We start from the raw sequence: 12359 nt of genomic DNA, 5'->3' as shown, positions 1-12359 counted from the left end.
AATTGATTTAAACCTTATCTAAAACATTGTAAAGAATATGAAAAATATCAATAAATTGCTTCGCAAATCTTTAGTAGTAGGTTTAGTTTCAGGCACAGCGGTGGTTTGGAGCGGCTGTACCGGAGATTTTGAAGAAATGAATACCAGTAAAACCAAGCTTACTGCTGCGGCTGTTGGACAGGACGAGCTTCCCTTTTTGTTTTCAAGAGCTCAGCAACAAGCTTCTTATTCCGGAGGTACTTACCAGATTGCACAAAATCTTTTCGCAGATTTATATGCGCAGTATTTTGCCACAACGGCTACCTATTTCCCGTCTGACCGTTATGTAATGCGTTTCGACTGGCTGACTGGCCACTGGAATCCTATTTATACAGATGTTGTGCCGCAGTTGAAAAAGGTATTTGAGCTAACAGATCCTACTTCGGCTGAATACAATTTGGCAAGTATAATGTGGGTTTACGCGTTTCACCGTGTCACTGATTATTACGGCCCGGTACCCTATTTCGATGCAGGTAATGGTGAAAACACGGTTAAATATGATGCGCAGAATTTAATTTATGACGATTTTTTTAAGCGCCTTGCCGCTGCAACAACGGCTTTGAAAGCAAAAACATCAGAAAAACCTTACGATACATTTGATATCATGTATGGCGGTGATGTTAATAAATGGATCAAATTTGCTAATACTTTGAGACTTCGTCTTGCACTTCGTATTTCAAAAGTAGATCCTGCCCGTGCAAAAACAGAAGCTGAAGCTGCGGTTGCCGGCGGCGTATTTACGGATATTACTGACGACGCTTATATGGTGAAAGCGCTTGCTGGCGACGATCACAACGGTTTGGGAAGAATCGCAATCTGGAACGAGTTCCGTATGAGTGCTTCCATGGAATCGGTTTTGAAAGGAACGGGTGATCCTCGTATCGGTGTATACTTTCAGCCTGCATCCAAAACCAACACTTTTGAAGGTGTAAGAAATGGTTTAACTGCTGCTGAGCTTGGAATTGATGCGAACAGTAATGACAATAATTCGAATGTTGGTGCACACTGGGTTACAGGTTCAGGTGCCAACTGGGATAGTCAACTGACGGTTCACCAGGATATTATGCATGCTTCGGAAGCTTATTTCCTTCGTGCAGAAGGTGCTTTGAATGGCTGGAACATGGGTGGTGGTACTGCTAAATCTTATTACGAATTGGGTATTACTACCTCTTTGGCGCAATGGAGCATTACTGGGGCGACTGCAACGGCGTTTGTTGCCAGCACAAAAACTCCTGTTGCACCAGCGGATCAGCAAAATTCTCCTGCAATTTCAAATATCCCGGTGAAATGGGATGATGGATCAACCGAGCTTGTTAAACGCGAACAAATCGGTACTCAAAAATGGCTTGCCATTTACCCTGATGGTATTGAAGCATGGGCCGAGTTCAGAAGAACACGTTTTCCTAAGTTGTACAATGTAGTGAACTCTGATAATGCCGATGTGCCAAAAAGTACGTTCATTCGCAGAATTCCTTTCATAGATGCAGAAAAAGCAAGTAATGGAGCAGCCGTAACAGCTGCTGTGACCTTATTGGGTGGTCCCGATAAAGCAAGCACTCCGCTGTGGTGGGATAAAAATTAATACCTCGCGGGTATTGTACCAGTTAGCAGAAGGCAGGCGTTATGCCTGCCTTTTTGTTATTATTTGTAAATTTTATTTTGTTGAATTCCGGATTATAAGCCGCAAATTTATGTGCCTGAGTTTGTCTTTTCGAGAGGTTAAGTTTATTCTTTATTATGAAAAATAGCCGCATTCCGATTTTATTACTAATCATTTTTTTTTCTTCCTGTCAAAAAAAAGACACATTATTCACACTACTCAATTCGGGTAAAACCGGAATAGAATTTAACAATTTTATTGACGAGGATGCCGAAAACAATGTCCTGGAATATGGATATTTTTATAATGGCGGAGGCGTAGCAGCCGCCGATTTTAATAACGATGGATTGGTTGATGTTTATTTCACCGGCAATATGGTGGCTAACAAACTTTATCTTAATAAAGGCGATTTCAAATTTGAAGATGTGTCCGAAAAATCAGGAACTGCGCTAAATCTGGGTTGGAAAACAGGCGTTTCACTGGTTGACATTAATGACGATGGCTGGATTGATATTTACGTAAGTCTCGCCGGTGCGCAGGATGCAAATCTGAGACGAAATAAGTTGTATGTAAACAATGGAAAAACCGCAGACGGTATCCCCACATTTACTGAGAAATCAAAAGAGTACGAACTGGATGATGATTCTTACACCACGCAGGCTGTCTTTTTTGATTATGATAAAGATGGGGATACGGATTGTTTTCTATTGAATCATTCGATTCAAAAATACGCCGGTTTTACAAATCTTATTGCTGAGTACCGCTCGCAGAAAAATCCGATTTATGGTAACAAGTTGCTGAGAAATGATAACAATAAATTTACCAACGTTACAGATTCTTCGGGCATCGTTTCCAATGTTTTAAGTTTTGGGTTGGGTATCAATGTAAATGATTTCAACAACGACGGCTGGCCGGATATTTACATTTCAAATGATTATAACGAAAATGATTATTTGTATCTCAATGATAAAAACGGAAAGTTTAAAGAAGTGATCCGTGATGCAACAGGTCACGTTTCTCTTTACTCGATGGGAACGGATGCGGCCGATTTGAACAACGATGGCTGGATGGATATTTTAACACTGGACATGTTGCCGGAAGGAAATGAACGTATCAAATTAACCGCCGGTGACGACAATTATGACAAATACCAGCAACTTCTTCGCGCCGGGTTTCACGACCAGACCATGCGGAATATGTTACAAATTAATAACGGCGTAAATGAAAAGGGTATTCCGGTTTTCAGCGAAGTAGGGCAGCTGGCGGGTGTTTCAAATACGGATTGGAGTTGGTCGGGATTAATGGCGGATTTTGATAACGATGGCTGGAAAGACATCTTTATTTCCAACGGTTATGCCCGTGATTATACCAACATGGAATTTTTGAAATATTCCACGGATTTACAGGCAGAAGCCGGATCAAATGGAAAAGTGCCAAGCCAGATGGATATTATCGCAAAGATGCCACCCATTAACGGTCCAAGTTATATTTTTCAAAACCAGAAAAATCTGACTTTTGCCAAGAAAACAACGGACTGGGGTTTTGATGAAAAAAATCAGGCAAACGGAGCCATTTATGCGGATTTAGATAATGACGGTGATCTTGATCTGATCACAAATAATGTCAACCAGAAAGCATTTGTTTACAAAAATAATGCAGAGCAAAAGCTTAAAAATAAATATCTTAAAGTGAAATTGGAAGCTCCCAAATACGCCGTTATGGCGGGAGCGCGGGTAGTACTTTATAGTGATTCGTTAACCCAGACACAGAATTTCATGCCCGTTCGAGGATTCCAGTCGGCTCAATGGGATGGAATCCATTTTGGACTGGGACATGATACTAAAATTGATTCACTGCAAATTACCTGGGCGGATGGAAAAGTGCAGACTTTGAAAAATATTTCAGGAAGGGATTTAACCCTTCATTATAACAAATCATCGCCTCAGGTTTCTACTCAAATTCCTGCCAAAATAGGAATATTTGAAAAAATAGAGATGCTCGATTTTAAACACAGCGAAGATCAGAGAAACGATTTCCGGGTGCAAACTTTGCTTCCCGCTATGTTATCCTATCAGGGCCCGCATATTGCACATAAAGATTTAAACGGCGATGGTATTGAAGATCTTTACATTGGCGGTGCACGCGGACAATCCAAAGGAATTTTTATGAGTAATAAATCCGGTCAGTGGATTCTTTCACCACAGGAGGTTTTCACGCAGGACATTGCTTATGAGGATGCGGATATGGAGTTTTTTGATGCCGATAATGATGGTGATGCGGATCTGCTGGTAACCAGCGCAGGGTATGAACTGAACGCGGGTGATAAACTTTTGCAAGCCAGGTTATATATCAATGACAAAGGGAAATGGTCGCGCGGTGAATTTGCGGCCGTGGCTTTGAATGCGTCAACTGTATCCATAGCAGATGCAGACAAAGATGGTGACCTGGATATATTTTTAGGTGTTCGGGTTACGCCCGGCAGATTTCCTGAAAGTGCAGGAGGTTCATTGTTGATCAATAATGGAAAAGGGAAATTCACAGACCAGACAACTAAACTTGCACCGCAACTAGCAAAAGCCGGAATGGTTACTGATGCTTCCTGGCAGGACTTGAATAAGGACGGATTTCCGGAATTAATTATCGTTTCTGACTGGATGCCGATTAGAATTTTTTCTAATCAAAAAGGTAAATTAACAGACGCAAGTAATGCTTGGGGAACTGCTAAACTTAGCGGTTGCTGGAATACGATTCAGGCTGCTGATCTGGATGGCGATGGAGATATGGATTTTGTGGTCGGAAATATGGGGAGGAATTGGCAATGGACTATCACATCGCCAAAAGGCCTGACTCTATATGCCAGTGATTATGATAAATTGGGGCGAATTGTTCCTGTAATCAGCGTTGCGGAAGGAGAAAAGCAATATCCATACGCAAGCCGTGACGAATTGCTTGATCAGATTCCATCCCTCAAAAAGAAATTTCCGAATTATGTAAGTTATTCAAAGGCCGGTTTGTCAGAAATTTTGCCACAGGAAAAACTGGACGCTGCACAAAAATTAGTTGCCAACGAATGGAGAAGCGGAATTTTGGAAAATAAAAATGGTACCATGGTTTTTCACCCGTTACCATTGGAAGCGCAATTTGCTCCGATATATGCCATTTCTCTCGTTGATGTAAACAAAGATGGAAAACCTGATATTTTATTAGGAGGAAATCTGAATCATACCCGAGTAAGAATGGGCAGAAATGATGCCAATTATGTCCAGCTTTTTGTCAATAAAGGAGGCTTGAAATTTGACTATATCCCTCAAAAAAATTCCGGATTATTCGTTAAAGGTGAAGTTAGGGATTTGCTGACGATACCGGTTGGGGATGAAAATATTTTAATCGCAACAGTGAATAATTCGGCCGTGCTGACCTACAAATTAAACCAGAACGCCAAGCCATAAGTCAATTCGTAAAATGGTTTTTGCATTAGAGGATTTACCCGCCATAAAGTATTAATTGTATCTTTGAATTCACTAGCTCGCAAACCTGTACTCTGGAATGTAGCTGGTGAATTCGAAAACAATTGTCCGGAAATTATAAATGAATAAATATATAGCTGCTTTCTTCTTTTTATTTTGTCTGATCCCAGCCTGTACAAACGCACGTGAAATTAAAACAGCAGAAGGATATTCTTTGAAAGTTGAATCTGATTCTGTTGAAAACTCAGTGCCGGTTCAAACGGATTCTTTACCCAAACCTAATAGTATAAAACCTCAGTCTTTGTGGAGTTTTGGATTGAATGGCGGTTACAGTTATCGTTTGCCAAATGCCGGAACCCGTTCGGATACTCCTTATTCGAGATATTTGAAAGAATTAAAAACCGGCTTTTCAATAGGAGCGGACGCTCACAAATTTCTCTGGCCACATGTGGGTTTAGGGTTGAAATACAATTTTTATAAGAGTAAGGGTGAATACAATACAGATTTTAAAGATGATGTTTCCATTCAGTTTATCGGTCCGTCAATCGTGTATCAGTCGCCGTTTGAAAATGGGAAAACCTCTGTTTTGGCAGGATTTGCTATGGGGTATCAATCCTACAAAAACAGTGCAAGAGCCTACGGTGAAGATTTTACACTAAAAGGCAGCGCAACGGGTTGGGCTGTTAGTCTTGGACTTGAACAAAAACTGGGTGACCATCTGGCCCTGAATCTTTCAGGTGCCTGTTACCTGGGAACTTCCTACAAATTCAGAAAAAAAATGGCCGGACAAACGGAGGCAATCAAGCTTTCAAGGGAAGATTTTGAAGAGTTGTCACGTATTGAAATAACCTTAGGCCTGAAATTTCTGCACTAATACTTTCGTTTGTTTTATGATTAAGTAAGGGAAAAGTTGGACAAAAAAGTCTTACTTGCAAAACCTTAACAGTGTGGTTTAAAATACGGTTTTCAAACGGTAGATTTTCGCGTTTTTGGCCTTAACCAGTTAAGCATTTTCAATCTTTTCTTTCATAAGATTTCCATGGACTAAACCACTGGATACAAATCGAAGTATGATGTTAAAACCCCGTTTATTCCTTATCCTTTGCGCAGTTATTTGCTGCATTTCCATTACTGCATTTGCTTCTGAGACGAAGCCTGGTAAGGACAAAAAGCCGCTCGTTGTGTTTGTAACAGGCGATCATGAGTATAGCGGTGAAGCAACTTTGCCTTTGGTTGCTGCCGAGCTTGAAAAAAACTACGGTATGCGGACGATCGTTCTGAAAGCTTATCCTGATCACAATGCAGAAAAAGATATTCCTGGTCTGGAAGTATTGAAAGATGCGGATCTGGTTGTTTTTTATCTTCGCTGGCGTCAATTACCCAAAGAGCAGCTTGCGCATATTGAAGCTTATCTGAAAACCGGAAAACCGGTTATGGGTTTCCGTACCACAACGCACGCATTCAATTATCCAAAAGGAGATGAGAATGAAAAATGGAACGCCTTCGGCGAATTTGCCCTGAACGCGCCTCCGGGCTGGGGTGGAAAAGCGGCTCACACGCATTATGGGCACAACAGCAGTACCGATGTTTCTGTCATTGCTGCACAAGCAAATAATCCGATCCTTACCGGTGTTTCTCCAAATTTCCATGTGCGTTCATGGTTGTACCGCGTTTTGCCTGATTATCCGACCAAAGGTTCTACCTGGCTTTTGATGGGAAAATCTGTTAATCCTGATAAAGAAGCAATCGAAAATCCGGTTGCCTGGACAGGTACCAATTCTTTTGGTGGAAAGGTTTTCATGACAACCATGGGCCATCCTGACGACTTCAAACTTGAACCTTTTCAGCATTTAATAATCAATGCAATTCACTGGGAATTAGGTCAGAAAGTACCAAAAACCTGGAAAGGCAAAATTGATATCAACGTTCCTTACCGAGAAGCGAAATAGTACACTCTGCCCAATGCCGAGTACTCCCTGGCACAGCCTAACCTTTCTTAAATTTTTGAATCATTATCAAAAATCAAAATGTCTAAACCCCGAAAAATAAGTTTCAATGTTTCAGTCATCTTTTTCTCGTTGGCTATCATTGCTTTCAGCGCTTTTCAGTTCAGTGAATCGAATACGCTAAAAATTAAAAAAGGATCTCATATTATGCTGATCGGCAATAATCTGGGATCGCGCATGATGAATTACGGTTCTTTCGAAACTGAAATGCAGGTACGGTATCCTGATAGTACGCTTTACATCCGCAATATGTGTGATGGCGGTGATACCCCTGGTTTTCGTCCACATGCAAGTCGTAACCTTCCCTGGGCGTTTCCAGGAGCAGAAAAATTCCAGACGGAACTTGCTAATAATTCCCAAAGTGAAGGTCACTTCGAAACGCCGGATCAATGGCTTACCCGTTTGAAAACGGATATTATTATTGCCTTTTTCGGTTATAATGAATCTTTTAACGGCCCACAAGGTGTTGCGAATTACAAAGCTGAACTGGATGCTTTTGTAAAATATACATTAAGCCAAAAATACAATGGAGTTACGGCTCCGCAATTGGCGTTGGTTTCACCGATTGCTTTTGAAGATTTGTCTGCCAAAATGGATCTGCCAAACGGGAAGAAAGAAAACGTCAACATTGCACTTTATGCAAAAGCGATGAAAGAAGTGGCGGATCAAAATAAAGTCTTGTATGTCGATGCTTTCACTCCATCTCAAAAATGGTATGACACTACCACGGAGCCGTTAACCATTGATGGTTCTCAACTTACCGCGGCAGGTTATGAAAAATTGGGATTATTGTTGTCAGATCAGCTTTTTGGGAATGTAAAACCAAAGGCAGAAGTAAACCGGAAACTGGTTGACGCCGCAGTTTTGGAAAAAAACTGGATGTGGCATAATGATATCAAAATTCCTAATGGCGTTCACGTCTATGGTCGTCGCTACAATCCTTTTGGACAGGACAATTATCCTGCCGAAATCCAGAAAATTCGTGAATTAACCGATATCCGTGATCAGGCTGTCTGGCTGGCTGCATCCAAAGGTGAAAAGATGGACCTGGCTGTGGCGGATAAAAATACTTCCGCATTACCTCCGGTTAAAACCAATTTCAATCCTGAGAAAAACGGAAGTTTGACATACTTGTACGGAGCTGATGCGCTTGCAAAACTCAAAGTACCGGAAGGTTATAAAATCGATCTTTTTGCTTCGGAAGAGGAATTTCCGGATTTGGCAAAACCCATGCAAATGTCATTTGATAACAAAGGAAGACTTTGGATTGCAACCATGCCAAGTTACCCGCATTACAAGCCGGGAGATTCGAAACCTAATGATAAAATCATTATTCTGGAAGATACTAACAATGATGGAAAGGCGGACAAACAGACTGTTTTTGCAGATGGCCTGCATCTTCCGCTTGGATTCGAAATTGCCAAAGAAGGCGTTTATGTTTCGCAGGGTACAAACCTGAAAATCCTGATGGATACCGATGGTGATGGAAAAGCGGACAAAAGCGAAATTCTTTTAAGCGGTTTTGATGATCATGACACGCACCATAACAGTCACGCATTTACAGTCGATCCTTCGGGAGCGATTTATTCTGGCGAAGGTGTGTTTTTGCATACCAATGTTGAAACTTCCTACGGACCAGTTCGTGCGACAAATGGTGGCTTTTACCGTTATGCGCCACAACTTCATAAACTGGAACGGACTGCTCAGCTTTCTATTCCTAATCCCTGGGGAATTGCGTTTGATGATTGGGGACAACCATTTTTTGCGGAAACTTCTGGCCCGGATGTTCGCTGGATGATGCCGGGATCGGTATTGCCAAGATATGGAGAGTTCACGCACAAAGGCCCTACATTGATTGAAGAAGCACATAAAGTACGTCCGACATCCGGTTTGGAATTTGTGTCAAGCCGTCATTTTCCTGACAATATTCAGGGAGATTTCCTGATCAATAATACGATCGGATTTTTGGGAACAAAAGAACATACTTTGACAGATGACGGAACGGGTTATGCCAGTCACCACAGACAGGATTTGTTAGTTAGTGAAGATAAAAATTTCCGTCCGGTTGATATGGAATTTGCTCCTGATGGCTCACTTTATGTGATCGACTGGCACAATATCCTGATCGGTCACATGCAGCACAATGCACGCGATCCTTTGCGTGATCATTCGCACGGACGTGTTTACCGGATTACTTACCCGTCGAGACCGTTGGTTAAACCTGCGAAAATTGATGGAGCAAGTATCGAAGAACTTTTTGAAAATCTGAAACTTCCTGAATACCGTTCCCGATATAGAACGCGCCGCGAATTGAGAGGAAGAGATGTGACTCAGGTTTTATCAAAACTTACAGTTTGGGTGAATGGACTGGATAAAAAAGATCCAAAATATGAACACCATCTTTTAGAAGGGCTTTGGGTTAGCTGGGGTATGGATAAGGTTGATCAGAAACTTTTGAAACAGGTTTTGAAAGCGAAAGATTATCACGCCAGAGCTGCCGCCGTTACAGTGGTACGTTATACCGGGCACCAGGTTTCTGATCAGGCGAATTTGCTGATGCAGGCAGCGCAGGATGAAAACAGCCGGGTTCGTTTGGCTGCGATTGTTGCTGCTTCATGGATTGGCAAAGAAAAAGGTTTGCCTATTTTGGCAGAAGCCAGGAAAAAGCCCTTAGATGAGTGGTCAATTCATGCTTATGATGCCGCAGTTGCCCATTTGAAAGGTGAAAATGTCAAAAAGGAAAAAGAAGTAGTTTCGAATTCTGGTTTGAAAGGAAATGAGCTTGCTCTTTTTAATCAGGGGAAAATAATTTATGCCAAGGATGGCTATTGTACTACATGCCACCAACCTGATGGAAAAGGACTGGAAGCTTCCGGTTTTCCACCACTTACTGGTAATAAATGGGTAATGGGAAATGATGACCGTTTAATCAAAATTGTATTAAAAGGACTGCTTGGTCCTATTGATGTTAATGGTAAAAAATATCCCGGGCAGGTTCCAATGACACCGTTTGGCGGTTTGTTGAATGATGATGAGGTAGCAGCCGTTTTGACTTATGTGAGAAATTCTTTTGGAAATAAAGGACCTGCCATTTTGCCGGATAAGGTTCAGAAAATAAGGAAATTGACAGAGAGCAAAAAGGATTTTTATTCACCAGGCCAGTTGTTAAAGGAACATGCAATGGAGAAATAATGGAACCAGATTAGCTCATAATTAAATCTTGCGGAATACAATTTAAAAAAAAGAGGATGAGTCAAACTCATCCTCTTTTTCGCATAGGATTTATTCTGGTTTGGGGTTATCTGATATTAAAACTAAATCATTGCTTAAATTTGGCCTTTCAGTACTTATGGTAAGTTTAAACTTGCATTACAAAACATCACAAACAGTATGAGTAAATACGGAAGATCAATTCCTGTAATTTTTGCCATTTTTCTGCCCATTATATTATATCTGATATATGCCATCTCCAATTCTGCTCATTTATTTTTCGCGGATGATTTTCAATTACTGAAAACTGTTTTATGGATTCAGGAAGTGGATGGATTCTGGGAGAAGCTTGCTATACTAATGAAACAGCATAATGAGCACCGTATTCTTTTTCCAAGACTACTTACGCTTCTTGACTATAAAATCGAAGGAGCAATCAATTGGAAAACTTTAATTATAATAGGGAATCTTCTGTGGATTGGAAATTTGTGGTTTTTTTGGGAAGGGTTCAGGCATTTTAAGTTGCCGGTGTGGATGTTTATTGCGATTCCTTTTATTTTTTTACAACCTCAATATACTGATAATGTAACCTGGTCGATCAGTATTTTGCAGCAATCTGTGATCGTTTTCTGGTTTTCCCTCCTGACTTATTTATGTTCTAAGAATAAATATAACTGGGCAATTTTGATTGCAGTTATTGCAACATTTACCCACGGCAATGGCATTTTTAGTTTCTTTATCGGAATTACGCTTGCATTGCTGGATCGAAGAAATCGTACAGCGCTAGTCTGGGCAGGAGTCTGGCTTCTAGTTGGGTTAATCTATTTCTGGGATTTTGAAAAAGGTCAGAATGCTGATTTTGGAAAAAGTTTTTCGGATCCTGTCCGACTGATCATGTCCTTCTTTGCTTTTTTTGGATCCCTTACCAGAATCAGGACGTTGGATGTAAACGCCGCTGTTCTGCTTGGTGCTGTGATGATATTGATTCTAGCTATATATCTGATTCCAAAGTTAAGGATATCACGCTTAAAGTCGATGCCGTTCCTAAATGGGTTTGATAAAATGCTGCTGGGGAATGTTTTATTTCTGGGAATCACCGGAACATTGGTAAGTGTGTCAAGAAGCTGGGCGGGAATTGAAACATTACTCGCTGCGCGCTATCAGCACTACGCTCCGTATGTTTTGTGCTGGGTATATATTGTAATACTTTCTTTTGTAAATACACGCGCTAGAAATAAGATTGCAGCACTTTTTATTGTCTTTGCAGTTTTATTTAATGCTCTAAGCTACTTCACATATAATACGGATATTCAGTATCGGAAAAACTGGCTTGTAGCGGACGAATCGAATTGGATTAATCATGGTATAATGTTAGATTATGTTGAGCAGCTAAATCTAAATATTCAAGAAACCTATCAGGAAATCGTTGCCGCCGGAGTTTGTAAAATGAATGATAACTTTAAGAATGTCGCACAACCGGATTCGTTAAAGGGGATATCTTCCGATTTGAATTTTTCTCAGGAGGCAATAGTTAATGAGGATGCAAGTGGCACTTATCATCATCAGTTACAAATTATTGAAAATGACAAGCTAACGGGCAATACATTTATTTACCTTAAAAGTGGAGACAGGATTGGATACTGGTTGCCGGCGCGGCGCCAACATTCAGGTATTCTGGAATTTGTGAGTACGGGAAAATTGTCCAAACCAGGCTTTAAAGCTGATTTTTTAATAGAAAATTTCCCTGCTGGTATTTACAAGATTGGATTGTTCAATAATAATCATTTTATCTGGACGACTCAAACGCTCCGTTTTTAGGGATATTTATCCCGCTCGGTTTTGATATTTTTTTTGAATAGCGAGGCTAAAAAGTTTTTTTTTCTGACTTGGTGATCGAAGAAACGAATTATTCTATTCGTTTTAGTTTTATAATAATTCCATTAACAAGGGACACCGATATTATAGCAGAAATATCGAAATTTTACGGGCATCAATATTAAAATTGGGTAGGTTATCGAGCAAAAAAATCGTATCTTT

At 40.6% G+C, this 12359-nt stretch carries 6 protein-coding genes; all 6 read left to right on the top strand.

Annotation, left to right across the window (positions count from 1 at the left end; genetic code table 11):
• The first annotated feature begins 37 nt into the window (after positions 1 to 37).
• The 6 genes from FZF08_RS16835 (at position 38) to FZF08_RS16810 (ending at position 12140) form a co-directional block, all read left to right on the top strand.
• Positions 38 to 1621, top strand: coding sequence for a SusD/RagB family nutrient-binding outer membrane lipoprotein (locus FZF08_RS16835; RefSeq protein WP_200837113.1), 1584 nt, complete (start codon positions 38 to 40; stop codon positions 1619 to 1621).
• Positions 1622 to 1776: 155 nt separating this feature from the next.
• A complete protein-coding gene (locus FZF08_RS16830) occupies positions 1777 to 5088 on the top strand; it encodes a VCBS repeat-containing protein (RefSeq protein ID WP_159470831.1) in 3312 nt (1103 codons plus the stop codon).
• 139 nt (positions 5089 to 5227) lie between these two features.
• Complete coding sequence (locus tag FZF08_RS16825; protein ID WP_159470829.1) at positions 5228 to 5980, top strand: outer membrane beta-barrel protein; 753 nt, start codon at positions 5228 to 5230, stop codon at positions 5978 to 5980.
• Positions 5981 to 6176: 196 nt separating this feature from the next.
• Positions 6177 to 7055 carry a ThuA domain-containing protein gene (locus FZF08_RS16820; RefSeq protein ID WP_159470827.1) on the top strand — a complete coding sequence of 293 codons (879 nt, stop codon included), beginning with the start codon at positions 6177 to 6179 and terminating at the stop codon, positions 7053 to 7055.
• A gap of 78 nt (positions 7056 to 7133) precedes the next feature.
• Positions 7134 to 10304 (top strand): PVC-type heme-binding CxxCH protein, encoded by a 3171-nt coding sequence (locus tag FZF08_RS16815; RefSeq protein WP_159470825.1) that lies wholly within the window; start codon positions 7134 to 7136, stop codon positions 10302 to 10304.
• A gap of 198 nt (positions 10305 to 10502) precedes the next feature.
• A complete protein-coding gene (locus FZF08_RS16810; RefSeq protein WP_159470823.1) occupies positions 10503 to 12140 on the top strand; it encodes a hypothetical protein in 1638 nt (545 codons plus the stop codon).
• The last annotated feature ends 219 nt before the right edge of the window (positions 12141 to 12359 follow it).

Origin of the sequence: Dyadobacter sp. 3J3 (genome assembly GCF_009801115.1) — a bacterium.
In the GTDB taxonomy this organism is placed as follows: Bacteria; Bacteroidota; Bacteroidia; order Cytophagales; family Spirosomataceae; genus Dyadobacter.
Note: the sequence above shows the minus strand (reverse complement) of the source record. Positions and strands in the feature narration are given on the sequence as shown.

Coding starts and splice junctions, on each gene's coding strand:
- FZF08_RS16820 (WP_159470827.1), top strand. CDS start 6,177: ATGATGTTAAAACCCCGTTTATTCCTTATCCTTTGCGCAGTTATTTGC.
- FZF08_RS16815 (WP_159470825.1), top strand. CDS start 7,134: ATGTCTAAACCCCGAAAAATAAGTTTCAATGTTTCAGTCATCTTTTTC.
- FZF08_RS16835 (WP_200837113.1), top strand. CDS start 38: ATGAAAAATATCAATAAATTGCTTCGCAAATCTTTAGTAGTAGGTTTA.
- FZF08_RS16810 (WP_159470823.1), top strand. CDS start 10,503: ATGAGTAAATACGGAAGATCAATTCCTGTAATTTTTGCCATTTTTCTG.
- FZF08_RS16830 (WP_159470831.1), top strand. CDS start 1,777: ATGAAAAATAGCCGCATTCCGATTTTATTACTAATCATTTTTTTTTCT.
- FZF08_RS16825 (WP_159470829.1), top strand. CDS start 5,228: ATGAATAAATATATAGCTGCTTTCTTCTTTTTATTTTGTCTGATCCCA.